The following is a 21453-nucleotide window of genomic DNA, read 5'->3' as shown; positions in this document are numbered from 1 at the left end:
CTCTTCCATAGGAAGGGCAATGAGTCAGCAACTCCCGGACGTGCAGGCGTCGAGTCCGGACGTAACGGTCGGTCTCAATCGCGTCGGTGTGACGGGCGTCGAGAAACTCGTCAAGCTGGGGCGTCGTGACCGCGACCCCATCGTGCTCATGGCGGAGTTCGAAGTGTTCGTGGATCTGCCGTCTTGGCGAAAGGGGGCCGATATGTCCCGCAATATGGAGGTCATCGACGAGACGCTGGAGACCGCCGTGTCCGAGGAAGCCTATCGGGTCGAGGACGTCTGTGGCGACGCCGCCGAACTTCTGCTGGAGAAACACGACTACACGACGAAGGCGGAGGTCCGGATGGAAGCGGAGTACGTCACACACGAGTCCACGCCGGCCTCCGGGATGCCGACGCAGTCGACCGCCGATATCATCGCCTCGGCGACGGCGACCGAAGACGGGACGAGCGAGGAGATCGGCGCTCGCGTCACCGGGATGACTGTCTGCCCGTGCTCCCAGGGGATGTCAGCCTCCCGTGCCCGCGAGACGCTCCAGCAGCTAGATGTCGACGACGACGTCATCGAAGAGTTCCTCGAAACGAACCCGCAGGCCGGCCACTCACAGCGCGGCCACGCCACGCTCACAGTCCAGAGCGAGGGCGCGCCCGAAGTCGACCTGAACGAACTCATCGAAGTCGCCCGCGACTCGATGAGTGCCCGCATCTACAACCTCGCGAAGCGGCCCGACGAGGACCACATGACCTACGAGGCCCACAAGGACGCCAAATTCGTCGAGGACTGCGTTCGTGCGCTCGCCGAGGGCGTCGTCGAGACGTTCCCGGACCTGCCGGACGATGCCGTCGTGACGATGAAACAGTCCAACGACGAGTCAATCCACCAGCACAATGCCCACGCCGAGCGCGTGGCGCAGCTGGGCGATCTGCGGCAGGAAGTTAGCGAGGACTGAGCGCAGCGAAGTCCTCGGAAATTCGAGCGGGGAGCGCGAGACGCACCGCGTCTCGGTTACGAACGGCGAAGCCGTGAGCGTAGCGACCCGCGAGATTGCGGTCGCCGTCTGTGACGCTGGTTCTAATCCTCTGCTGACCCAGCTACGGCGGGCCGACCGGCTTCGCTTCGGCCCAGTGTTCTTCAAAGGCCTGGCTGATATCGGCAGTGAAATCGGAGTCTTTCATGTCGATGACGCCGAAGGTTTCCTCGCGGCCGAGGGGGTGTGGGACCTCGATACAGACCTCGACACCGTCGAGTAGTTCGAACGTGGTCCTGATGTTCGGGCTGGCGCGGGCGCTGTAGTTGTCGTAGTGGAAGAGGCGCTCGTAGTACTCGCGGTTGGCCTCCTCGGGAAGGCTCTCGAACAGATCCGGTCGGACGAGCAGGGACACCTCGACGCCCCGTTCCAGCGCCGCTTCGAGTTCATCGACGATCCGTTCGGTGCCGGACAGAATGTCCACTTGCCGGGCGGGTGCCGAGCCGACCATAATGATTTCGTCGTCGGCGGCAGCCAGCCGTTCGAGCAACAGGTCAAGCGAGTCGTTGGGGCCGACGGCGGCCGTCCAGAACGGCTCCTCGACGGGGTCTGCCGACTCTAGTTGTGACGAGAGGTCGTCGACGATTTCCTCGTACTGGCCGACCTTCTCCTGGAGTTCGCGCTTCTTGTCTTCGAGCAGGCGGTCGAGGGCCGTGTCCGGCTCGACGGCGACGTATTTCTTGGGTCGGCTGGCGGTCTGGCTGCGGACGAGATTGTACGTTTCGAGGCTGTTGAGCACGTCGTAGATGCGGCCCATCGGGACGTCGCTGGCCCGCGACAGTTCCTTGGCCGTTGTCGGTCCCGTTTCCAGTAGCGACCGGTATGCTCTAGCTTCGTACTCGGAGAGGCCGAGATCTCTGAGACTGGACATACCCATACATCAGGGTACGTGTGCAAAAACTTATCGGGGGTTTACCGTTTGTCCACGTTTGCTGCCGTTGTTCGTGTCAGCGTTCGCCAGTTATCGAGGCTTCGAGGTCGGTCGGCGTCGTTCCCTCGGCGACGATAGCGTCCCCGTCGAGGAGTCGCGCCGTGCCGTCGCCGTCCGGCTCCGGAACGACGGTGGTCTCGTGGTCGGCCAGTCGCAGTGCCGCGCGGTGGAGGTCGGTCCCCGCTTCGGTGCCGACCGTGAGCGTCTGGGGCTGCTGGAGGCGGGCCGCGACGCCGGCGTAGCCGGCGACCTCGACGCCCATCCGTTCGGCCGCGCCGGCGAAAGACTCGACGGCGGAAAGCGCTGCGTTACGGTACCGGCCCTCGCCGGTGAGTGCCGCGAGGTCGACCAGTGCGTCGGCCAGTTCTACCGTCGCGTCGAGCGGATGGAGCGAGCGGTTACAGAGCCCCGCGCCGCTGGCGGGTCCGTCGCGGAACGCGCCGCCGTCCTGCTGGCGGTTCTCGATGGTCCAGTCGGCGACAGCTCTGGCCGGCCCCGGCTCACCGAGGACCTGCCAGCTCGTCGTCAGGCCCTGAAGGAGCTGGGCCTGGTCCAGCAACAGGCCGGTATCGCTGTCCGCACCGTCGTAGTGGGCGACTTCGCCGTCGTCGACGAGTGACTCACAGACAGCGTCTCGGGCGCGACTGGCGTACTGCTGGGCGCGCTCGTCGTCAGTGTAGGCAGCGACCCACAGCAGGGCATCGATGGCGAGCCCGTTCCGGTCGGCGAATACCGTCTCGTCGACGTTGGGGGACACCGTCCCTTCGCGTTCAGTCGGCTCCAGCCGGTAGTACTCGTCCGAACCGGCCTGACTCGCCGCGAACGCGTCGCCGGCCCACAGCGTCGTCGTGAGGTAGTCGACGGTCCGCTGGGCGGCGTCCCGGTACGCCTCGGTCCCGGTGTACCGGTAGCCGTGCGCGAACGCCCGGACCAGGGCGGCGTTCTCGTCCAGCAGTTTCTCGCGCCGTGGGTTCCCCCAGTTGCGCTCCGTCGAGTATCGGAAGAAGCCGCCGTCGTAGGTGTCGAGCAGGTGCGTGCGAATCGCTTCGAGTGTTCGGGTGGCCTGGTCTCGCGCCCGGACGAGAGCGAACTCGACGGTCCGTGGCAGCGGGAACTTCACGTCGGTTCCCCAGCCGCCGAACTCGTCGTCGAACGCGCCCAGCAGTTGCTCGACCATGTGCTCCTCGATGCGCGGCCGGAGCTCACCGGCCGGCGGCGATTCGTCCTGAAGCTGTCGGGGGACCGAGCCCGCCGCCGCGCCCTGTGCGTCCCACGACTCTCGCACGGAGTCCAGAATGCCGCGGAACCCGTCCGGCCCGAGGAACGTCGCGCCGGTGATAACCTCGCCGTCAGGAGTCAGAAACACCGTCGACGGGAACCCACCCATCGTGTACCGCTCGCGGACGCGCGGATTGCGGTCGGCGTCGACACGAACCGGAATGAATCCATCGTTGATGTTGGCCGCGATGCGCGGCTCGCCGTACGTGCCCCGGTCCATCGCTCGGCACTCGGCGCTCCACGGGACCGTCAGCGCCAGCAGCACCGGCTTCCCCGACTCGGCGCCGTCCTCGAACGGGGCTGTGCCCCACTCGCGCCACTCGACCTTGGTGTCGCGTGCGTATTCGTCCATACCAAGCCTGGGCGGTGGGCGTACAAAGGCCCTCTCACTCCCGGCGAAAGACCGATTGGCGGGGCGGCCCAAACGTCGGCGATGGATACCCAGCAGGCGATTCCCGAACCACCGGAGCCGGTCACGCCGGGCGACCGGCCGCCCCGTCTCGGCCGTGTCCCGTTCGTCGACAACACCGCCGCGATGTTGCGTGACCCGCTGGGGTTCTACGACCGCGCTGGTGGCCACGAGGCCGACGTAGTGGGGTACAACGTTGCCGGGACGACGGGCTGTTTCGTCTGCCATCCAGACCTCGTCGAGCAGGTGCTGGTAACCGATGCTGACGCCTACGAGAAGGGGCGACTCCTTCAGGACACCCTCGGACAGTTCATCGGCGAGGGACTGTTCTTGCTGGAGGGCGAGGAGTGGCAGCGCCAGCGGACGGCGCTCCAACCGGCGTTTTACCGGGAGCGCATCGCCGCCTACGGCGACACGATGACTGAGTTCGCTGACCGGACGGCGGCGGGCTGGAGCGACGGCCAGCGCATCGACGTGCTCCCGCACATGCAGTCGCTGACGCTGAACATTCTCGGCAAGACGCTGTTAGACGTGGAGATCGAGACCACCGCTGACGCGCTGGAGCCGCTACTCGACGCGCTTCGCAAGCGGCTGGACCCGCGGTCGCTGTCGGCGTACCTCCCGCTGTGGGTCCCGACGGGAACGAACCGCGCCGTCAATCGCTCGCTGGCCGAGTTCCAGGCCACGCTCGACGGCGTTATCGCCGCCCGCCAGCGCGAGAACGAGAGCGCCCGCGAGGCGCGCGACGACGTGCTCTCCCTGCTGCTTTCGCTCGACGACGAGACGATGGACCGCGAGCGACTGGGTCACCAGCTCTTGACCTTCCTCGTCGCCGGCCACGACACGACGGCGCTGACGCTCACGTACGCCTGGTTCCTGCTGGCGAACAACCCCGAGTGCCAGCAGCGCCTGCACGAGGAACTTGACGCGACGCTGGGGAACAGCCGGCCGACGCCCGATGACCTGTTCGAACTGCCGTATCTCGATGCCGTGCTGAACGAGGTCCTGCGGCTGTACCCGCCCGCGTTCACGGTGTTTCGCCAGCCGACGGAGCCGGTGACGCTCGGCGGGTACGAACTCTCGACGGACGCACAGCTCACCCTCCCGCAGTGGCTCGTCCACCGGGACGAACGATGGTACGACGCACCTGACGCGTTCCGTCCCGAGCGATGGAACGACGACCTCGAAGCGTCTCTCCCGGACTACGCGTATTACCCCTTCGGCGGTGGCCCGCGCCATTGCATCGGCATGCGCTTCGCCCGGATGGAGGCCAAACTCGCGCTGGCGACCATCGCCCAGCAGTACGCTGTCGAACCGGTCACCGAACTGCCGCTGTCGCTGGCGATGCAGATTACGCTGAGCCCCACAGAGCCCATCGAGGTCCGACTACGGGACCGCTGACCCGCTACCCCGGTGGCCGACAGCCGGGCCCCGCTCTCGAAAGGCGTTTGGGGGCGGGCCTGCAAGCAGTGGTATGCTCCGGGTCATCGGGCTGTTGCTGCTCATCCCGCTGTTCGACATCGTGTTGCTGGTGGCACTTGCAACAGGAGTTCTATTTCCTGTTCCACCGCTTGTTCTCATCGCGCTCGTCGTCCTGACGGCGCTCGTCGGCATGCTGCTGGTCCGCGCCGAAGGCCGTGCGACGCTTCGGAAGATCCAACAGCGGCTCGCCGTCGGCGAACTCCCCACCGACGAACTCATCGACGGCGGCCTTCTCATCGCCGCCGGCGCGTTCTTCCTCACGCCCGGCCTGGTTACGGACTTCGTCGGCCTTCTGCTTGCGGTGCCGTTCACCCGCTACCCCGTCCGTGCCGCCACACGCCGCTGGGTCGTCCGGCCCTACATCGACGCCAAGACCGGCGGTTTCGCCAGCGGGCAGGTGTACATCGGTGGCTTCCCCGACGACGAAGGCGGCCCCGCTGGACCCGGTCCGACCGGTCCGGAGGGCGGCCCCGGTCCGGGCTCTGGTTCCGGTTCCGGCACCTCCTTCGACCCAAACGACGCCACCGACGTCGACTTCGAAGACAACGACGAAAACTGAAGCCCTGACGCGGTTTCACATCCCCAACCGCCCGCGAAACGTTACCCTTTTCAATACCCCTCGGGTACAGATGAATGCGTCGGGCCAATAGCTCAATCAGGTTGAGCGCTCGGCTGATAACCGGGAGGTTCGCGGTTCAAATCCGCGTTGGCCCACTATTTCTGCGCCACACAACGAGGAACGGAGTGACGAGTCTGTGCCGCATGAATCGTGTCTCCGAGCGGATTTGAGCCTTGGAAGTCGCAGCGGACGAACGCAGTGAGTCCGACCGTCTTCCTCCGGTTCAAATCCGCGTTGGCCCATACCGAGTTCTTCCCGTTCTTGGCTTTACCGAAACCAGAGCTACAGCGCTGTAGTTCGCTGATTTCGGCGGATTGAAAAGTGCCGTTGAAGGATGTATTTGTCAACTCGCAAGGGAACCTTGCGGACCCTGCCGCCGTCTGGCGCTTACTGCAGCTCAGGCTGTTCCCACGAGTGAGGCGTGTCTGCACGATTCCGACCGGAAAAAACACACCCGGAAAACTTTCCTTCCGGTTGCCTGTCAGTAGCTGTATGCGACGACGCCAGTTCCTCGCGAGCGGAACAGCCCTCCTCTCGGTTGCTGTCGCCGGCTGCGGCCATCCCGCCGTCGTGCTTGACATGGACGACGCGACAGCGGCCGACATCGCCGACGAGGTTTCGATGTCGCCCAGCCCCGAGTCGGCGGAGTACACGGTCGCCTCGGAGGCCGTCGAAAACGGTTCTGCGATGCGCCGGGGGCGATACGAACTGTTCGACCAGACCGATACCGTCCGGATCGACGATGCCTTCTACGAAGTTTCGGAGACGGCACTCGAAAGCAGCGACGTGACGGTGTACGAGGTCCGAATCGATTTCGATCCGGCTGATTCGACGGCTGAGATCGGCGATATCGCCTACGAAGAGCTACCGACGGCGGACCGCCAGCGCCTTGATCCGATCATCTCGGATGACAACCCACCCACCGGGGACGGGTACGACGTGGGTGTCGGGTACGGAACCGCCGAGGAAGTGGGTGACGGGTCGGTGTTCGTTCCGGAGCGCCAGTACGATATTATCGTCCACGACGGCGACCGCTATCGGGTTACGGTCAGTACACGAACGACAACAGAGACCGAATACCGGTACGAGGCGACGGAAGTCGCATCGGATGTCGACTCGTTCGCCGACCAGATTCGAGACCAGTACCTGTTCACCCTTTCAGGCCTTTCCGAAGCCGAGCGAGAGGTCGTCGAGGAGGCCATCGACGGCGGCTACTTCGAGGACAACGAAGCCTTCGAGTCGGTCACTGACCGCATTCGGGAGCACGAGGGAATCGAGGTCACGGACAGCTACGGGACGTGGTTACTGGAGTACGAACAGGTCGAGTATCTCACGTACGTCGAGTGGTAGCTATCCGGTGTACTCGTCGAACAGGTCGGCGACACGCTTCTCTATCTCGTCGCGGATTTCCCGCACCCGCTCGACCGACTGCCCGTGTGGGTCGTCTAGCGCCCAATCGCGCACTGCGACGTCGGCGTCGAGTTCGAGCGTCGAACATCCCATCGTCGCAACGACGGTACAGCCGTTGAGTTCGTCGTCCGAGACCGGTCGCGGGACCCGGTCAGACAGATCGATGCCCAGTTCTTGCATGGCTTCGACGACTTCCGGATGCACTTCGTCCGCGGGGTCTGTGCCGCCGGTCAGGATTTCGACCTCGTCTTCGAGTCCGCGGCGGGTGCGTTCTCGCTTGGCAAACGCTGCGGACATCTGACTTCGGCCCGCGTTCTGGACACAGACGAATCCGAACTTCAGGGGCGTATCAGTCATCGCGTAATAGTTCCGAGCGAGCGGAATAACCCTTCCTAAGACCGCTATTGTGGTCTATATATCCGAGACGCTCCCCACTGTACGGCACCAGTGGTCGGCGAGCCGACCCGCGGCGGTGCCGCCTCGCGCACCTATATCCCCTCCACATTGAGGGGGCAGTTCCTTCGGCTATCCAAGTCCGTGCCTGAGTACATGCCGGAGTACCGCTTCACGTGCCCGAACTGTGATGCGTGTGCAACGGTCGACGGTGGCGTTCGAGACCGCCTGTTGGTTGTTGGATGCCCAGTCTGTGCCGGGCCAGTCGATACCCCGGCGTTCGTCGAGGTTTCGCCACACAGCACCGATAGTACCTGAGCCACGCCGTTGCCCGTACTGAATTGGTCCGAGAGCTGCGAGGTCTGGATCGCAGCTTTCACTGATTACACAACTTATTTGAACCTATCTTAAGACTGACTGGACATGATAGAAGACGCACTTCGCTACCAGACACAGGGCGATGACTGGGTCAAACGCGTCGCCCTCGGTGGCGTCGTACTGTTTTTCGGCTTTTTGCTCGTTCCGCTGTTCACGTTCCAGGGATATATGCTCGAAGTGATGCGCCGGGTCCTCAGGGGCGAGACTGACACGCCGCCGGCCTGGGACGAACTGGATCTGGTCGAGATAACTGTCGACGGAGTCCGACATACAGTCGTCGTTATGGGGTACGGGGTGGTGCTCACACTCGCGCTTGCTATCCCGGGTCTGCTGGTGATCGCCGGCGGACTCGGCGATTCGGGGGGACTGCTGCTCGTCGGCGTGCTCGTCGCTGCCTTGCTCTACTTTATTGGCGTTCTCGCAATGGCAGTGATACTGCCCGTTGCGACAGGGAACTTCGTCCGGGCTGATAGTATCGCTGCGGGCTTTGACCGTGATGTGCTCTCGTCTGTCGGGACAAGTCGAACAATGCTGATGGCCGTGGTGATGGCGTTTGCGGTCAACATCATCGTCTCCGTTGGAGCGACCGTTCTGGGGTTCACCATTGTCGGCTATCTGGCGGTTCCGTTCCTCGCGTTCGTCGGCCAGTCAGCGATTATGTACATCTGGGGGCGTGGCTTCGCGGACGCATACGAGGAGGAGTACGGCGAACCGCCGCTCGAACCCACGACTTCGACTGGCGGGACACACGGGTCCGGCCCATCCACGGCAGGGACCACCTCGGGTGTGAACGACCCGGTGAGTGATAGTTACGCCGACGATTCGGGCCGGAGCGACGACACCGACGAGAGCGGATTCGGCACTTCGGCCTGGGACGACGACGGTGACAGCGGGCGACGCCGATAACGGTTGCTGGGTACGGGTCGTTTACCGCAACGCGAAGCGCTGTTAGAAATCGCTTAACTGCGACTGGAGCCCGGCGACCAGTTCGGACTTGCGTCGTAACTGCCCGAGAGTGACGGGGAGCTGGTCGGCGATGGCCGTCAGCGTTTCCCGGAAGGACTGGGCGGTCCCTGGCTCGCCGTCGAACGCGTTGCGGACGCCCTCGCGTACCTGCCAGACGCCGACCGGGGCCCAGTAGTCGTCGGTGATCTCCCGCAGCACCAGACACTTCGCCTGTCTGTCGCGCTCCTGCAGGTGTTCGAGGACGCCGAGTCGTGCCGCGTAGTACGCCCCTGCAGTCTCCTCGACGTAGGCGGTCCGCCCCTCGTAGCCCTCGTGAGCACTGGACATGTAGTAGCCCGTCTCGGGGCGTGGGTTCCAGACGCTCTGGGGGGCTTTCATCTCGACGAGTTCGAACTCCCAGCGCCCGGGTGCGAGCACGACCCAGTAGCGGTTCCCCATGTACTCGTTGTACCACAGTTCCGGCTTGTCGATGGTGTCGGCGTTGCGTAGCGTCCCGCGGACGTACTGCCCGACCGTGTCGTCGACGGCGGTGATCGACCACCGCGTCGGCACCAGTGACCGCTCGCTGGCCTGCCCGAGCGCGCCCGCCGAGAGGATCGTGTTGATGTCGTACACGTCGAACCCACGGCGGTACAGATACGCCATCGCACCCTCCGCGCGCCAGTCGTCGTCCGACAGCGTCTTTTCGACGGGTCGGGGAACGTGGGGGTTCTCCGCCAGGTCGGCACCGGTCGCGTGGGCTCGCGGCCCCGTCGGCGTCCCGACGTCGTCGAAGCTCACATCCATCTCAGGGGTACCGTCGAGACCCACCTCCACGTCGACGGGATGGTCCGCGATAGCGACTTCACGCTGGACGCCGACGAAGCCGTTCCAGACATCGTGAACCCCGCCACCGCCCCGCCCGCCACCGGCGCTGACGGAATCGACTGATGTCGTCTGGGTGGAGTTCACCATGCCGGTCCGGCGCTGGAGGACGTCCTCGATACCAAGTCCCTCCTGGTACCAGTCGCCGCTGGTCGCGAACCCGGAAGCGGCGGCGTCGGTATCGACCGGAGAGAGCAGGCCCGTCGAGACGTTGGGATACCCCGACCGGCCGACGAATATCTCCGGGGCTGTCGATCCGAACAGCGAATCCCCTTGCACCGCGTCCTCGAACTGCCGCTCGACGTCTTCGAGGTGGTCCGTGATGGCGTAGGATTTCTCCGCCGCGAGGCGGCGCCGCTGTGCGGCTTCGTCCTCCTCGAACCCCTCGATGAACTCGTCGAGTTGCATCTGTCACGCTTTCGGTCCTCCCCGATAAGAACCTTTCCGGCGGTCCGTGGGAGAGCAACTCTTACAGGGTTGGATTGAGTAACAACAGGTGATATAAATCATGGTAGATACAACGAAGTGGTTCCTGCTCGGCGCGACGCTGGTCAGCATGGTCGTCGTATTCGTCTCTGCTGTCATTCCCGTCGCGTACCAGCAGGCGCTCGTCAACCTTCTCGTCGGGGAACTCGCGGCCCTCACGCTCGCACACTCCACCTACCGCGTCTCGTCAGGGAAACAGGTAAGCCCCGTTGCAGCGGCGATAGCCATACTGTCCGGGATTGTCCTGTTTCTCTCACCCATCCTCATCGAACCCGTCGACCCAATCCTGTCGATAATGTTCGCCGCCGGCGCCGTTGTCACCGTCGGCGGGCTGGTCGGTGTTCTCGGTCGGGTACTCGGCGGTGAAGAGGGTCGACAGACCGGTGCCGAGCGAATCAGCAGAAACGCCGGAAACTGACCGGCCGACCACAACGTCTATACCGACGGGTCAGTCACCCTCGGACAATGCCGGTCATCGAATGCGACGAGACGACGGCCCGCGAGCGTCTGGCGGATGCGGGGCTCGACATTCAACAGGGAAACACCGACCACGAGCGCTGGCGCGTCGAATACGGCGGCGCGACGGCGGTCGCCTACGACGGAAAAGTCGTCGTACAGGGTGAGGGGACTGCACAACTCGAGGCGCTATTGCGCGGCGATGACGGCGGTCGCGTCCATGCGTATTTTGACGGCGCATCGCGGGGCAACCCGGGACCGGCCTCGGTCGGCTACGTACTGGTCGACGACAGCGGAATCGTCGCGGAAGGCGGGGAGACGATCGGCACGGCGACGAACAATCAGGCGGAGTACAAAGCGCTCATCCGCGCGGTCGAAGTCGCACGCGATTACGGATTCGACGATGTCCACATTCGGGGTGACTCAGAGCTTATCGTCAAACAGGTCCGTGGCGAGTGGGATACGAACGACCCAGACCTGCGCGAAAGCCGTGTCCGCGTGCGCGAACTGCTGACCGACTTCGACGACTGGCAGATCGAGCACGTTCCGCGGGAAATAAACGACCGTGCGGACGAACTAGCAAACGACGCACTCGACGATGACTGACCTGCCGACAGACGTGACCGAACGGGCCGAACGGCTGACCAGACTCGCTCGCGAGGCGGTCGACGATGCTGAGGCCGGCGCCTACAGGACCGAACGAGACGAAATCCTCGCCGAATACGACTACACTGCCCGCATCAGGAACGACGAGACGGGTGACGTGCTCGTCTGCCATCCCGTCGAATGGGTCGATGACGGCGTCATCCGTCCGGAGCGGGTCGACGACATCGACCGTGGCGTCGAGATACGGCTTTCGGGTCCCGGCGACCCGGACGAGTGGGCGGAAATCGACGCTGCAAACCGAGCCGTCGTCGAAGCTGTGACCGAAGCACACGGTGAGACACACGGCGCCAACGCGGAACTGCTCGCCGATTTCATGGGTAACCACTACGCGAAGCCCATCTCGGAGGCGACACCGGACGAAATTCAGGAGTTTCGGGACGACTACGTCCGACGGAACGCGTGGCCAACTGCGGAACAACAGTCGGCCCTCGACCAGTCGATCCGTCTCACTGTGGAAGAAGCCGGTGGCCGCGTCCCCGACGCGTAACCGTTCGGTATACCCGCCGGTAGTCAGCGTTTGGTTCGCATTAAGAATTGATTAACAGTAGTTCGCAGGTGCCCAGATGCGAGTCTACTGCTGCGCCGCGATCAGGTCACGGAGTTCGTCGGCTCGACCGTCATCGGAGATGAACTTTCCGAACACCCATCCGAGCTGGTCGAGGACTGCGTCCTTGCCCGACTCGGTCAGGGAGTACTGGTTCGTTCGCTTGTCGAGTTCGCTCTTCTCGACGAGGCCCATCTCGACGAGGTCGTCGAGGTTCGGGTACAGGCGACCGTGGTTGACTTCGTCGTCGTAGTATTCTTCTAGTTCGCGCTTGATAGCGAGACCATACCGCGGCTCTTCAGCGAGTATTACCAGGATATTCTGCTGAAAAGCGGTAAGCTCTTTTGCGATGCCCGGACTGTCAGTAACTGTTTGTGCCTCTGACATAGTTGGGTAAATGTCAGCAAGCTATTTAACACTTGTTAACTCTGGCGCACAACGCCTGCTGTGGGGCATTAACCACCACACAACTAGCAGGTACAATAATATCGAGAAATTTATATTATGTGGATTCAGTTAAATTGAGTTTCCGATTAATCTGCTTTCAGATTGTCGTTTACAGGTAGTAAGTGTAATCTAAGAATATATCTATAGTTAGATATTATTGGGTTATATAGCGCATAATACCCAATAGCTGTGGCTATTACGAAAAGATTTTTTGACGGCGTCGCGCAGTCGCCGGTGATGACGAACCTCTGGGAAGACCTGGAAACCGGACCGAACCCGCCCGAAGAGATCTACGCTGTCGTCGAGTGCCTGAAAGGCGAGCGTAACAAGTACGAATACGAGAAGGACATCCCTGGTGTCGTCCTCGACCGTGTTCTCCACTCGAACGTTCACTACCCGTCTGACTACGGTTTCATTCCGCAGTCGTACTACGACGACGAGGACCCGTTCGACGTGTTAGTCCTCGTCGAAGACCAGACGTTCCCCGGCTGTGTCATCGAAGCCCGCCCCGTGGCCCTGATGAAGATGGACGACGACGGCGAGCAAGATGATAAGGTCATCGCAGTTCCGGTCGAGGACCCGCGTTACGACCACATCGAGGACCTCGACGACATCCCGCAGCAGACCCTCGACGAGATTGACGAGTTCTTCTCGACCTACAAGAACCTCGAAGAAGGCAAAGAAGTCGAAACGCTGGGCTGGGAGGACAAAGAAGCTGCAAAGGACGCTATCGTCCACGCCCAGGAACTGTACGACGAAGAGTTCAACTGACGCTTCCGGGACCACATTTTTGCGGTTTTGTTCCACCGCCGCCGTATTTCCAGAAGTAATACCGGCAGGTGTCTCCGATTATGTATGAGCATGGGTAATTTTTTGCCCGTGTAACCACTATCGATACGTGTATGGCTACTGATGACACCGACGCGGCGCTGGACCACACGACTGTCGTTCCGCGAGTCGAGCGGCGGTCGACACCCGGAATCGCACATCTGACCGTGGTCCCGGAGAACGCGGACCAGTCGTCCTGATCGTGGGCTGTATCGATGGTTTTGCCGCTTTCGGTGACGCGGCTCCGAAAAGAAGTTTCTTGTTCCTGACCTGACTAACGGGTCGTATGGGATTATTCGACCGATTGAAGGGCGACGACGCACCGCGTGTTGCCTTCTTCGGCATTGACGGCGTACCGTTTAGCCTCATCGACGAACACCCCGACGTGTTCCCGAACCTCACGGAGATGGCGTCGGACGGAAGCGCCGGCCCCATCGACAGCATCGTTCCGCCCGAGTCTAGCGCCTGCTGGCCGGCGCTGACGACCGGCGTTAACCCCGGACAAACGGGCGTCTACGGCTTCCAGGACCGCGAGGTCGGCTCCTACGACACCTACGTCCCGATGGGGCGTGACGTGCAGGCGACGCGCCTGTGGGACCGCGTCACCGACGATGGCCGCAATGCCACGGTTCTGAACGTGCCGGTCACCTTCCCGCCACAGCGGAACGTCCAGCGGATGGTGTCGGGCTTCCTCTCACCGGGCGTGGACAAGGCCGCCTACCCGGACGAACTCCGGGACCACCTTCAGGACAGCGACTACCGGATCGACGTCAACGCCAAACTCGGCCACGACGACGACAAGAGCGACTTCGTCGAGGACGCCCACAAGACGCTGGAAAAACGCTACGAAGCGTTCAAACACTATGTCGAGCAGGACGACTGGGACCTGTTTTTCGGGGTGTTCATGACCACTGACCGTGTCAACCACTTCCTGTTCAAAGACTACGAGCGCGACGGCGAGAACCAGGAGGCGTTCTTCGAGTTCTACAAGCAGGTCGACGCCTATCTCGGCGACCTGCGCGACCGACTCCCCGACGACGTGACGATGGTCGTTGCCTCGGACCACGGTTTCACTTCCCTTGACTACGAAGTCCACTTCAACGAGTGGCTCCAGGAGGAAGGGTGGCTCGACTACGCGACCGACGACCACTCCGAACTCGGCGATATCAGCGAGGACACCAAGGCGTACTCGCTCATCCCAGGACGGTTCTACATCAACTTAGAGGGCCGGGAGCCGAACGGCAGCGTTCCCGAATCCGAGTACGAGTCCGTTCGTGCGGATCTCAAGGAGAAACTCGAATCGCTTGAAGGCCCGGACGGCAAGAAGGTCGCCGACCGTGTCGTGACCAAGGAAGACGCCTTCCGCGGCGACCACGACGACATCGCGCCGGATCTCACCGTCGTCCCGAACCACGGCTTCGACCTGAAAGCCGGATTCAAAGGCTCCGAGGACGTTTTCGGCGTCGGACCGCGAAACGGGATGCACAGCTTCGACAACGCGACGCTTCTGGTCGATGACCCGGACGTTCGCATCGAAGACGCCGATCTCTACGACATCGCGCCGACCGTTCTCGACCTGCTCGACCACGACTTCGACCGCGCGAAGTTCGACGGTAGCAGCCTCGCCTGAGGCTGCCGTCTCAGTCGATCGATTCCGGTATCTGCGCCGAAAACAGCTTAGAACAGTCCGTCCAGTTTGTCGTTTGTGAACTCGTCCGGGTCGGTCGTCCCGCCCTGGGAGTCAGCCGCCTCGCGGGCGCGCTTCATGAACTCGTCGACCCGCTCGGACCGTTCGACGCCCGAAAGAACGATGAGCGACGCGATTTTGTCGGAGCCGAGCGGGAAGTCCCCGCCCCGGACCTCCATGCTCCCGGTCTGGTCTTCCACCCAGCGGCGCGCTCGTTCGACGCCCTTCCGCGAGAGGCGTTCGGGGTCGCCCGCGACGACGAGGAGGGCCGAGTCGGCCTTGACCGCGTTGGGCAGGCTCATGCTCGTGAGGAGGGCTTTCCGGGTGACGCTGGTGATGGTGTTGACGTTCTCACCGGCGTCCTCGCTGGCCTCGGCGCTGGCGTAGCCGATGGAGGCGATACCGCCGCCCCTGAGCGTGTTGATGATCTCCGAGGAGTCGACGACGCTCTCACCGACTCCCTCGACAGCCTCGCCGGAAGCAAACAGCAGGCCGACGCGCTGGGAGATAGCGTCGTTGACGCGTTCGAACCCGGCAGCGACGCTGTCGCCGCTGCCCCGCCAGGCGTCGTTGTCGACGAGGAGGAGGGAATCGGCCTCGCGGGCGGCGGTCTTGAGCGAGCGACCGGCGTTCGCCTGGTACAGACCGCCTTCGTCCCGGCCGGGGAGGATGCCGAGGACGTACACCGGCTTCTCGTAGATGCGCTTGAGTTCGCGGGCGAGCATCGGTGCGCCGCCGGAGCCAGTGCCACCGCCGAGTCCGGCGACGACGACGATGGCCTCGGCCTCGGTCGTGATGCGCCCATCGAGTTCGTCGAGCACCTCGGTGGCGTTCTCCTGCATGATCTGGGCCCCGAGTTCGTTGTCACCGCCGACGCCGTGACCTTTCACGCGGTCCTGTCCGATGAGGGCCGTGTCGATATCGAGGTTCTGGAGGTCGGCTCGCGCCGTATTAACGGCGAGGGCCCCCCGGACAGCGTCGAACCCCATGTCGTAATCGAACTGGGCAAGCGACTGGGTTACTTTCCCACCAGCCTGCCCGACACCAATCAGGACGACTTTCATATCAGATGTCTTGTGAGGCTGACTAATCAACGTTGTCCTCACACTGTCAACGGGCGACAAGGAGCGGTGAAACGGTTCTTGGCGCGGAATACGGGGTTCGATTACTCGACGTGAGGCGTGTCGGGTGGCTACTCGACCCGGAGCGTGTAGATCCGCTTGCGGGCGTCGGAGAACGAAAACCGGGAATCGATGACACCGACGTCTTCGAGGCGGGAGAGGGCGTACCGGACCGTCCGCGGTGGCAGCAGCGTCTCCTCGGCGAGTTGGCTCTGAGTGAGGGTGTCGTTGTACTCCAGGACTTTCGCGACGAGTTTCGCGCTCGGCGGGAGATCGCGGACGGCGTCCCACCCGCTGGTCTCGTGCTCGCTGTCGGTATCAGCGGACTGGATATCGGATGCACTCATGGTACTTCCTCTGTATCCAATACAGGATGATAATATTTTCTGTTCGTAATTATGCTCTGTAGAAATGTTTCGGCAAAAAACGCGGCCACGGCCGGGGGTCCAGCCCGAAAGTTTACCTTCGGTACATCCGGTGTCACAGACGTGGACGAAGTCGAGGTCAGCACGGTCGTGTACGTCCCACCCGAAGAGGTCTACGAGTTTCTGCTGGACTTTCCGGGCTACGCACGATACTCGGAGTATCTCGACCGCGTGGTACAGGACGGCGACGGCTCGCCGGGGACGAACTACGACCTCGTGTTTTCGTGGTGGAAGCTCTCCTACACCGCTCGGTCGGCGGTGACTGATGTTTCGCCGCCGACGCGCATCGACTGGCGGATCGTCAAGGACATCGACGCCGAAGGGTACTGGGCAGTCGAGCCTGACCCGGACGGCGTCCCGGCGGACGTGGAGACGGCGTCACGGGTGCGGTTTCACGTCGCGTTCGACCCCGGGTCGGCCTCGGACAATGCCGTCGACCTCCCCCGACTCGTTTCGATGGACTGGGTCATCGAGAAAGTCAAGCCGCTCATCCGCAAAGAGGCGACCAAAATCGTCGAACGCGTCGTCGAGGACCTCGAAGGGCAGGAACGGGACGTCGACCTGAAGATTCACGCCGGTCCGGATTCGGTGTAACGCGGCGACGGCGCGTTACTCGGGCGTCTCGTAGTCGCCGCCGTACCGGATGAAGAAGTACGCGAGTCCGAGCGTCGCGACCATCACGAACGAGGTTGCGACGCCGAGCGTTTTCGCGCTGTTTGGCACTTCCGGCGGGCCGGCACTCTCGCCACCACCGCCGCCGGAGGACTTCGTCGGGTAGTCCGTCCCGACGACGACGGCCCCCTTCATCCCGAGTCCTTCGTGTGGCACGCAGACGTAGGGGTAGATGCCGTCTTCCTCGAAGGTGTGCTCGTAGTTGACGCCGGCACTGGAAGTCGTACTGCCGGAGTCCAGCGGGCCGTCGCCGTCCGAGACGACGTTGTGGCCGCCGCCTTCGCCCGTCCATTCGAACTGGACGGTCGCGCCGTTGTCGACGTGGACGGCAGCCGGACCGAACCCGTACGCGCCACCGTTGGCCTGTACACCGACTTCGACGGTCACTGTGTCCTTCCCGGTCTCATCGACGGTCGACCCGTCGAAGTTCCCGACTTGATCCAGGAAACCACCGTAGTCCGGCTCGCCGCCGCCTCCGCCACCGTCGCCGCCTTCGGTGCCTTCCTGTGCGGTCGCGGTGCCTGCTGCGGCCGACGCAGCCGTGGCCCCTGCCGCCGTCCGCAGGAAGCCCCGACGGGACACGTCCGCTCTACCGTCTGTCATACCTGACCGTTTGTGACTCCCCGTCCTGAATATGTCGGTTTCGAATCGGGGCAGTACTCTTCACAGCATATCACAACAGCCACGGCTGCCGTGAAACATTTAACGCCGGTAGAACGAAATCACCGGTATGTCTACCGGAAGCCACGGGGTCGTCGGCGGGATCCGTATCGACCTCAATAGATTACACGAAACGTGGATGGAACTCGTGTATCCACGTCAGCGAAACGCTAACGACACCGTCCTCGGGACGTGGACGCCGGACTCCTCGGTCGGGTTGGCCCTCTATCGCCTCTGGTCTGCGCTCGGGGTCCCAGTCATCGCGCTGGTGTATCCGCTGGTACTGTGTGGCGTCGTCCTGCGCTACCAGACCCGTCGCATCGACGGCACGGCGACCCGCCTGGGCGTCGTCGGCGTCGTTCTACTCTCCGTCGTCGCCTGGGGTGGCCTGGCGGCTCTCGCGCGACTCGAACCGGGGAGTATCGACCTCGTGTCGGGTGGGTTCACCGCCGTCGTTGTCGCCGGCGGCGTTGCGACGCTGTCGGCCGCACTGGCTGTCACGTTCCGGCGGGTCGGCGGCCGCGGGACGACAGTCGCGCTGGCGTATCCGTTCGCCATGACGGCCATCTTCCTGCCGCCTGTCGTCGCAGCGCTGTACTCGACGACCGTCGCCTCGGTCGTCATTCCCGCGAGCGACTCGTTGTCCCGGTGGTTCCTCTACGAGGTGCTGGCCGCTGTCGGTGTCGCGGAGTTCTTCATCGAGAACTTCGAGCGGGAAGGCATCGCCTACGTCATCATCTGGCTCGGCATCTCCATCCCGCTGGGGTGGGTGCTCGGGCTACTGGTGACGCTTGCGGACTTCGTCCGACCGACAGAGTAACCGCAAAGCCAACGTTTAGACGACCCCGGATCCAGTGACTGACCGGAATGGAATCCGATGAGGCACTTGCCGGACGCCGTGAAACAGAGTCCGCTGACAGGAGCGTCCTCACACAGCCTAAATAAGTCGACACGCGGCAGTACCGGTAACCGGGAGGACTAGAACCGAAGCAATTCGGGAGTGCGGCAACTTGATCTCGCGGACCGTGTGGACCGGACTGCTACGGACTGGCGCGGAACTCGCCGTGTTTCATCCCGAAGAAGAACGCAACGACCGAGAATACGATCATCGAGGGTAGCACCATCATAAACACTGTCGAGCGACCCATCATAAACGTGAGTGCCACCGTCGCGACGGCGACAATTACAACGAGTGGGGCTACTGCGGTCGCGAAGTCAAAATCCATACTTTCCCTTGTAGCCGGACAAATAAATTCTTTAAGAAAGCAAAAGCGTCTGGTCAGCTGACTGACTAGCGGTTCCGCTCGTGTTCGATCCCAGTGCGCTCCTCATCCGCACCAACACGGCGAGTACCGCGTACCCACTGAGCACACCGGTTACGGTCGTCTAACAGGCACTACGACGGCGTTGCGTCGCCCGGCCGAACAACGGTTTCTTCCGGTGCATCTCCATCGGCGACAGCGATGTCCGCGGTCTCGTCGCCACCGAACACCACCGTCGCACCGGCCCGCATCGGTGCGAGCAGTCCGGCGACCACTGCACCCGCAGTCGTCATCGGTGCCCGGAGCGCGACAGTCGTCTCCGCGTCGATGTCGTAGTCAGCGACGACACGACCGCTCTCGGCCATGAGTTCGCCGTGTGTGTACGTTCTGTCGGCCGCCAGCACGTCGTCCTCGGGCGCGACTTCGCCCGGCGGCTGGAGCGGGTTCTCGCTCCACAGCTCCCGCTCGAACTGAGCGATGGTGGGATCATCGACTGGGCCGCCGTACGCTAATCCCTTCGTTCCCGGCCCCTGCGTGTAGCGGTCGAGCCATGCCGCTGGTGCGACCAGTGCTGTCGCATCGACCGCATTCGGCGGGTCCATATCGACGACCGCGCCGTCGAGTGCGGCCGCGAGGAAGGCAAGCAGTGCGTCCGGCGCATCCCGAAGGTAGCCCGGCCGATCTTCGTCGGTCGGCTCTTTCGGGCCGACGACGACGGCGACCCGCGTCCCATGCCGGACGCCGTAGTGCCGCAGCAGATTCCCGCCTTTCCAGGCGTTCGTGGCGAAATCGGAGTAGCTGTACGGTGTCGACCGCTCCGGCGAGCGAAAGAGAACACCGTCGCGGTCGCGGGCCTGCGCGACAAGGTCACCGAGTACCTGCATGTGTCGTCGTTCGGCCCCGCCGATGAAAAACAGCGCGGCCACAAAGCCGATATAAGTGGCCTCCTCCACGCTCTAGAAATGAAAAGGCAACAACAAGTCGCCGACGTGCTCAGGCACAACGATATCGACACGCCGCCAGCCTACCGGCTACTCGATGTGGTGGCCGAACTCGGCGACATCGCGGCCGAAGTCAACGAAACGACCGGCTACGGTACCGACTCGACGGCGCTGTCGCTACGGGAGGACGAACTCGGCGACGCCCTGTTCGCACTGCTCGCGCTGTGTGAACAACTTGATGTCGACGCTGACGCTGCGCTTTCGGCGGCGCTGGCGAAATACGAGGGTCAGTCCGGCTCAGACGGGACGCCGGCGAGTGGCGACTGACTACAGCGAGTTCTTCAGTTTCTCGAAGAAGCCTTCCTCGACGTCGACCTCCTCGCCACCGGCCTCCGCGAACTGTTCGAGGGCCTCCTTCTGTTCGGCGTTGAGGCTGTCGGGCGTGACGACCTGCACCTGTACGTAGAGGTCACCCTTGCCGCGTCGGCGGAGTCGCGGCATTCCTTTGCCCTCCAGTCGGAACACTTCGCCGCTCTGGGTGCCGCTGGGCACGTCGACCTCAACTTCGCCGTCCAGCGTCGGGACGGTGATAGTGTCGCCGAAGACGGCCTGCGGAAACGAGATGGCCTGCTGGTGTTGCAGGTCGTCGCCGTCGCGCTCGAAGTCCGGGTGGTCCCGAACGCTCACCTCGATGAGCAGGTCGCCGTTCGGGCCGCCGTTCTCGCCGGGTGCGCCCTCGCGCTCCATCCGGAGCGTCTGCCCGTTGGCGATGCCGGCCGGGACCTCGACTTCGAGGCTCGCGTCGTTCTGGACGACGCCGTTGCCCCGACAGGTCGAGCACGTCTCGTCGTACAGCGTCCCCTCGCCGTCACACCGGCGGCAGGTCGTCGTCTGCTGAACCCGTCCCATCGGCGTCTGCTGGACCTGCGTCGTCTGGCCTTGGCCGTTACACTCGGGACAGGTTTCGGAGTCGGCTCCCGGCGGATGCCCGGCCCCGTCACAGTCGTCGCAGGCTTCCGGCCGGGTGACGTTCAGCTGCTTCGTCGCGCCGTCGTAGGCCTCTTCGAGGTCGATCTCCAGTCGGGTCTGGAGGTCCTGGCCCTGTCGCCGTCGGCTGCCGCCACGGCCGCCGCGGCCACCGCCGCCGAAGAACTGGTCGAAGATATCCTGCATATCGAAGCCGCCAGCGCCGCCGCCGAACGGGTCCCCGCCCATGCCGCCGCGGCCGCCGCCACCGCCAGCGCCGCCACGCTTCTCAGCCTGCTCGAAGCGCTCGTGACCCATCTGGTCGTACATCTGGCGCTTCTCCTCGTCGGTGAGGACCTCTTTGGCCTTTTTCGCCTGCTTGAACTTCTCCTCGGCGTCGGGGTCGTCGCTCACATCCGGGTGGTATTCCCGGGCTTTCTCTCGATAAGCCTCCTTGATCTCGTCTTCGGAGGCGTCCCGAGAGACACCCAGTATCTCGTAGAAATCCTGACTCATTCGTTGTACGAGGCTTAGA

General features: G+C 63.4%; 26 protein-coding genes and 1 tRNA gene. 16 read left to right on the top strand and 11 right to left on the bottom strand.

The window, feature by feature from the left end:
• Window positions 1-19: 19 nt before the first annotated feature.
• Complete coding sequence (gene mptA / locus C442_RS12235; protein WP_008310878.1) at window positions 20-949, top strand: GTP cyclohydrolase MptA; 930 nt, start codon at window positions 20-22, stop codon at window positions 947-949.
• A gap of 142 nt (window positions 950-1091) precedes the next feature.
• Here mptA and C442_RS12230 read toward each other — a convergent pair whose 3' ends face one another.
• Together C442_RS12230 and C442_RS12225 are read right to left on the bottom strand one after the other, a co-directional pair.
• On the bottom strand, window positions 1092-1898 hold the full coding sequence (locus C442_RS12230; RefSeq protein ID WP_008310877.1) for a TrmB family transcriptional regulator: 807 nt from the start codon (window positions 1896-1898) through the stop codon (window positions 1092-1094).
• A gap of 76 nt (window positions 1899-1974) precedes the next feature.
• Window positions 1975-3588 carry a DUF255 domain-containing protein gene (locus C442_RS12225; RefSeq protein WP_008310876.1) on the bottom strand — a complete coding sequence of 538 codons (1614 nt, stop codon included), beginning with the start codon at window positions 3586-3588 and terminating at the stop codon, window positions 1975-1977.
• Between the two features lie 81 nt (window positions 3589-3669).
• Here C442_RS12225 and C442_RS12220 point away from each other — a divergent pair, with 81 nt between their 5' ends.
• From C442_RS12220 to C442_RS12205, 4 genes are all read left to right on the top strand, one after another.
• On the top strand, window positions 3670-5046 hold the full coding sequence (locus C442_RS12220) for a cytochrome P450 (RefSeq protein WP_008310875.1): 1377 nt from the start codon (window positions 3670-3672) through the stop codon (window positions 5044-5046).
• A gap of 73 nt (window positions 5047-5119) precedes the next feature.
• The gene (locus C442_RS12215; protein WP_008310874.1) at window positions 5120-5686 is read left to right on the top strand and encodes an FxsA family protein; all 567 of its coding nucleotides are present in this window, start codon (window positions 5120-5122) and stop codon (window positions 5684-5686) included.
• 81 nt (window positions 5687-5767) lie between these two features.
• A tRNA-Ile gene (locus C442_RS12210) sits at window positions 5768-5841 on the top strand.
• A 397-nt stretch (window positions 5842-6238) separates the two neighbouring features.
• On the top strand, window positions 6239-7096 hold the full coding sequence (locus C442_RS12205) for a hypothetical protein (RefSeq protein ID WP_008310873.1): 858 nt from the start codon (window positions 6239-6241) through the stop codon (window positions 7094-7096).
• On the opposite strand, the gene C442_RS12200 is transcribed toward C442_RS12205, so the two are convergent.
• The gene (locus tag C442_RS12200) at window positions 7097-7513 is read right to left on the bottom strand and encodes an arsenate-mycothiol transferase ArsC (RefSeq protein WP_008310872.1); all 417 of its coding nucleotides are present in this window, start codon (window positions 7511-7513) and stop codon (window positions 7097-7099) included.
• Window positions 7514-7705: 192 nt separating this feature from the next.
• Here C442_RS12200 and C442_RS23230 point away from each other — a divergent pair, with 192 nt between their 5' ends.
• Both C442_RS23230 and C442_RS12195 read left to right on the top strand, forming a co-directional pair.
• Complete coding sequence (locus C442_RS23230; RefSeq protein ID WP_152418459.1) at window positions 7706-7867, top strand: DUF7560 family zinc ribbon protein; 162 nt, start codon at window positions 7706-7708, stop codon at window positions 7865-7867.
• A gap of 105 nt (window positions 7868-7972) precedes the next feature.
• Window positions 7973-8833 (top strand): DUF4013 domain-containing protein, encoded by an 861-nt coding sequence (locus tag C442_RS12195; protein ID WP_008310871.1) that lies wholly within the window; start codon window positions 7973-7975, stop codon window positions 8831-8833.
• A gap of 42 nt (window positions 8834-8875) precedes the next feature.
• Here the strand turns inward: C442_RS12195 and nreA are convergent, their stop codons facing one another.
• Window positions 8876-10165 carry a DNA repair protein NreA gene (gene nreA / locus C442_RS12190; protein ID WP_008310869.1) on the bottom strand — a complete coding sequence of 430 codons (1290 nt, stop codon included), beginning with the start codon at window positions 10163-10165 and terminating at the stop codon, window positions 8876-8878.
• A gap of 100 nt (window positions 10166-10265) precedes the next feature.
• Here nreA and C442_RS12185 point away from each other — a divergent pair, with 100 nt between their 5' ends.
• From C442_RS12185 to C442_RS12175, 3 genes are read left to right on the top strand one after another with little or no spacing between them, the layout of a single operon-like run.
• Entirely contained in the window at window positions 10266-10661 is a 396-nt protein-coding gene (locus C442_RS12185) for a hypothetical protein (RefSeq protein WP_008310867.1), read from the top strand.
• A 47-nt stretch (window positions 10662-10708) separates the two neighbouring features.
• Window positions 10709-11305, top strand: a complete 597-nt coding sequence (gene rnhA / locus C442_RS12180; RefSeq protein WP_008310865.1) for a ribonuclease HI — start codon at window positions 10709-10711, stop codon at window positions 11303-11305.
• Window positions 11298-11852, top strand: a complete 555-nt coding sequence (locus tag C442_RS12175; RefSeq protein ID WP_008310863.1) for a DUF7108 family protein — start codon at window positions 11298-11300, stop codon at window positions 11850-11852. The genes rnhA and C442_RS12175 overlap by 8 nt, the downstream gene beginning before the upstream one ends.
• Before the next feature lie 84 nt (window positions 11853-11936).
• Here C442_RS12175 and C442_RS12170 read toward each other — a convergent pair whose 3' ends face one another.
• On the bottom strand, window positions 11937-12296 hold the full coding sequence (locus C442_RS12170) for a PadR family transcriptional regulator (RefSeq protein ID WP_004518536.1): 360 nt from the start codon (window positions 12294-12296) through the stop codon (window positions 11937-11939).
• A gap of 297 nt (window positions 12297-12593) precedes the next feature.
• Between C442_RS12170 and C442_RS12165 the strand changes: the two genes are divergently transcribed.
• The 3 genes from C442_RS12165 (at window position 12594) to C442_RS12160 (ending at window position 14814) form a co-directional block, all read left to right on the top strand.
• Window positions 12594-13127: an inorganic diphosphatase gene (locus C442_RS12165; RefSeq protein WP_008310858.1), complete on the top strand. Its 534-nt coding sequence runs from the start codon at window positions 12594-12596 to the stop codon at window positions 13125-13127.
• Between the two features lie 131 nt (window positions 13128-13258).
• A complete protein-coding gene (locus C442_RS22905; RefSeq protein WP_004593838.1) occupies window positions 13259-13384 on the top strand; it encodes a hypothetical protein in 126 nt (41 codons plus the stop codon).
• Window positions 13385-13470: 86 nt separating this feature from the next.
• Window positions 13471-14814 (top strand): alkaline phosphatase family protein, encoded by a 1344-nt coding sequence (locus C442_RS12160; RefSeq protein WP_008310848.1) that lies wholly within the window; start codon window positions 13471-13473, stop codon window positions 14812-14814.
• A 47-nt stretch (window positions 14815-14861) separates the two neighbouring features.
• Here C442_RS12160 and C442_RS12155 read toward each other — a convergent pair whose 3' ends face one another.
• Together C442_RS12155 and C442_RS12150 are read right to left on the bottom strand one after the other, a co-directional pair.
• Window positions 14862-15935 (bottom strand): tubulin/FtsZ family protein, encoded by a 1074-nt coding sequence (locus C442_RS12155; RefSeq protein ID WP_008310846.1) that lies wholly within the window; start codon window positions 15933-15935, stop codon window positions 14862-14864.
• A gap of 128 nt (window positions 15936-16063) precedes the next feature.
• Complete coding sequence (locus C442_RS12150) at window positions 16064-16339, bottom strand: MarR family transcriptional regulator (protein WP_008310844.1); 276 nt, start codon at window positions 16337-16339, stop codon at window positions 16064-16066.
• Window positions 16340-16480: 141 nt separating this feature from the next.
• On the opposite strand from C442_RS12150, the gene C442_RS12145 reads away from it, so the two are divergent.
• Window positions 16481-17011, top strand: a complete 531-nt coding sequence (locus C442_RS12145) for a type II toxin-antitoxin system RatA family toxin (protein WP_008310842.1) — start codon at window positions 16481-16483, stop codon at window positions 17009-17011.
• A gap of 15 nt (window positions 17012-17026) precedes the next feature.
• On the opposite strand, the gene C442_RS12140 is transcribed toward C442_RS12145, so the two are convergent.
• Window positions 17027-17692, bottom strand: coding sequence for a halocyanin domain-containing protein (locus C442_RS12140; protein ID WP_008310841.1), 666 nt, complete (start codon window positions 17690-17692; stop codon window positions 17027-17029).
• 127 nt (window positions 17693-17819) lie between these two features.
• Between C442_RS12140 and C442_RS12135 the strand changes: the two genes are divergently transcribed.
• Window positions 17820-18569: a hypothetical protein gene (locus tag C442_RS12135; protein ID WP_008310840.1), complete on the top strand. Its 750-nt coding sequence runs from the start codon at window positions 17820-17822 to the stop codon at window positions 18567-18569.
• Window positions 18570-18789: 220 nt separating this feature from the next.
• Here C442_RS12135 and C442_RS12130 read toward each other — a convergent pair whose 3' ends face one another.
• Both C442_RS12130 and C442_RS12125 read right to left on the bottom strand, forming a co-directional pair.
• The gene (locus tag C442_RS12130; protein ID WP_008310839.1) at window positions 18790-18975 is read right to left on the bottom strand and encodes a DUF7333 family protein; all 186 of its coding nucleotides are present in this window, start codon (window positions 18973-18975) and stop codon (window positions 18790-18792) included.
• Between the two features lie 170 nt (window positions 18976-19145).
• Window positions 19146-19895 (bottom strand): hypothetical protein, encoded by a 750-nt coding sequence (locus C442_RS12125; RefSeq protein ID WP_008310838.1) that lies wholly within the window; start codon window positions 19893-19895, stop codon window positions 19146-19148.
• Between C442_RS12125 and C442_RS12120 the strand changes: the two genes are divergently transcribed.
• The gene (locus C442_RS12120) at window positions 19896-20279 is read left to right on the top strand and encodes a MazG-like family protein (RefSeq protein ID WP_008310837.1); all 384 of its coding nucleotides are present in this window, start codon (window positions 19896-19898) and stop codon (window positions 20277-20279) included. It abuts the gene before it with no gap.
• Here the strand turns inward: C442_RS12120 and dnaJ are convergent, their stop codons facing one another.
• Window positions 20280-21434, bottom strand: coding sequence for a molecular chaperone DnaJ (gene dnaJ, locus C442_RS12115; protein ID WP_008310836.1), 1155 nt, complete (start codon window positions 21432-21434; stop codon window positions 20280-20282).
• Window positions 21435-21453: the final 19 nt, after the last annotated feature.

This window comes from Haloarcula amylolytica JCM 13557 (assembly GCF_000336615.1).
GTDB lineage: Archaea > Halobacteriota > Halobacteria > Halobacteriales > Haloarculaceae > Haloarcula > Haloarcula amylolytica.
Note: the sequence above shows the minus strand (reverse complement) of the source record. Positions and strands in the feature narration are given on the sequence as shown.

Bases quoted from the DNA above. Each gene is read 5' to 3' on its own strand.
- C442_RS12175 (WP_008310863.1), top strand. From the start codon at position 11,298: ATGACTGACCTGCCGACAGACGTGACCGAACGGGCCGAACGGCTGACC.
- C442_RS12195 (WP_008310871.1), top strand. From the start codon at position 7,973: ATGATAGAAGACGCACTTCGCTACCAGACACAGGGCGATGACTGGGTC.
- C442_RS12170 (WP_004518536.1), bottom strand. From the start codon at position 12,296: ATGTCAGAGGCACAAACAGTTACTGACAGTCCGGGCATCGCAAAAGAG.
- C442_RS12160 (WP_008310848.1), top strand. From the start codon at position 13,471: ATGGGATTATTCGACCGATTGAAGGGCGACGACGCACCGCGTGTTGCC.
- C442_RS12125 (WP_008310838.1), bottom strand. From the start codon at position 19,895: ATGCAGGTACTCGGTGACCTTGTCGCGCAGGCCCGCGACCGCGACGGT.
- C442_RS12205 (WP_008310873.1), top strand. From the start codon at position 6,239: ATGCGACGACGCCAGTTCCTCGCGAGCGGAACAGCCCTCCTCTCGGTT.
- C442_RS12215 (WP_008310874.1), top strand. From the start codon at position 5,120: ATGCTCCGGGTCATCGGGCTGTTGCTGCTCATCCCGCTGTTCGACATC.
- rnhA (WP_008310865.1), top strand. From the start codon at position 10,709: ATGCCGGTCATCGAATGCGACGAGACGACGGCCCGCGAGCGTCTGGCG.
- mptA (WP_008310878.1), top strand. From the start codon at position 20: ATGAGTCAGCAACTCCCGGACGTGCAGGCGTCGAGTCCGGACGTAACG.
- C442_RS12225 (WP_008310876.1), bottom strand. From the start codon at position 3,588: ATGGACGAATACGCACGCGACACCAAGGTCGAGTGGCGCGAGTGGGGC.
- C442_RS12150 (WP_008310844.1), bottom strand. From the start codon at position 16,339: ATGAGTGCATCCGATATCCAGTCCGCTGATACCGACAGCGAGCACGAG.
- C442_RS23230 (WP_152418459.1), top strand. From the start codon at position 7,706: ATGCCGGAGTACCGCTTCACGTGCCCGAACTGTGATGCGTGTGCAACG.
- C442_RS12135 (WP_008310840.1), top strand. From the start codon at position 17,820: ATGTCTACCGGAAGCCACGGGGTCGTCGGCGGGATCCGTATCGACCTC.
- dnaJ (WP_008310836.1), bottom strand. From the start codon at position 21,434: ATGAGTCAGGATTTCTACGAGATACTGGGTGTCTCTCGGGACGCCTCC.
- nreA (WP_008310869.1), bottom strand. From the start codon at position 10,165: ATGCAACTCGACGAGTTCATCGAGGGGTTCGAGGAGGACGAAGCCGCA.
- C442_RS12130 (WP_008310839.1), bottom strand. From the start codon at position 18,975: ATGGATTTTGACTTCGCGACCGCAGTAGCCCCACTCGTTGTAATTGTC.
- C442_RS22905 (WP_004593838.1), top strand. From the start codon at position 13,259: ATGGCTACTGATGACACCGACGCGGCGCTGGACCACACGACTGTCGTT.
- C442_RS12140 (WP_008310841.1), bottom strand. From the start codon at position 17,692: ATGACAGACGGTAGAGCGGACGTGTCCCGTCGGGGCTTCCTGCGGACG.
- C442_RS12185 (WP_008310867.1), top strand. From the start codon at position 10,266: ATGGTAGATACAACGAAGTGGTTCCTGCTCGGCGCGACGCTGGTCAGC.
- C442_RS12165 (WP_008310858.1), top strand. From the start codon at position 12,594: ATGACGAACCTCTGGGAAGACCTGGAAACCGGACCGAACCCGCCCGAA.
- C442_RS12220 (WP_008310875.1), top strand. From the start codon at position 3,670: ATGGATACCCAGCAGGCGATTCCCGAACCACCGGAGCCGGTCACGCCG.
- C442_RS12200 (WP_008310872.1), bottom strand. From the start codon at position 7,513: ATGACTGATACGCCCCTGAAGTTCGGATTCGTCTGTGTCCAGAACGCG.
- C442_RS12155 (WP_008310846.1), bottom strand. From the start codon at position 15,935: ATGAAAGTCGTCCTGATTGGTGTCGGGCAGGCTGGTGGGAAAGTAACC.
- C442_RS12230 (WP_008310877.1), bottom strand. From the start codon at position 1,898: ATGTCCAGTCTCAGAGATCTCGGCCTCTCCGAGTACGAAGCTAGAGCA.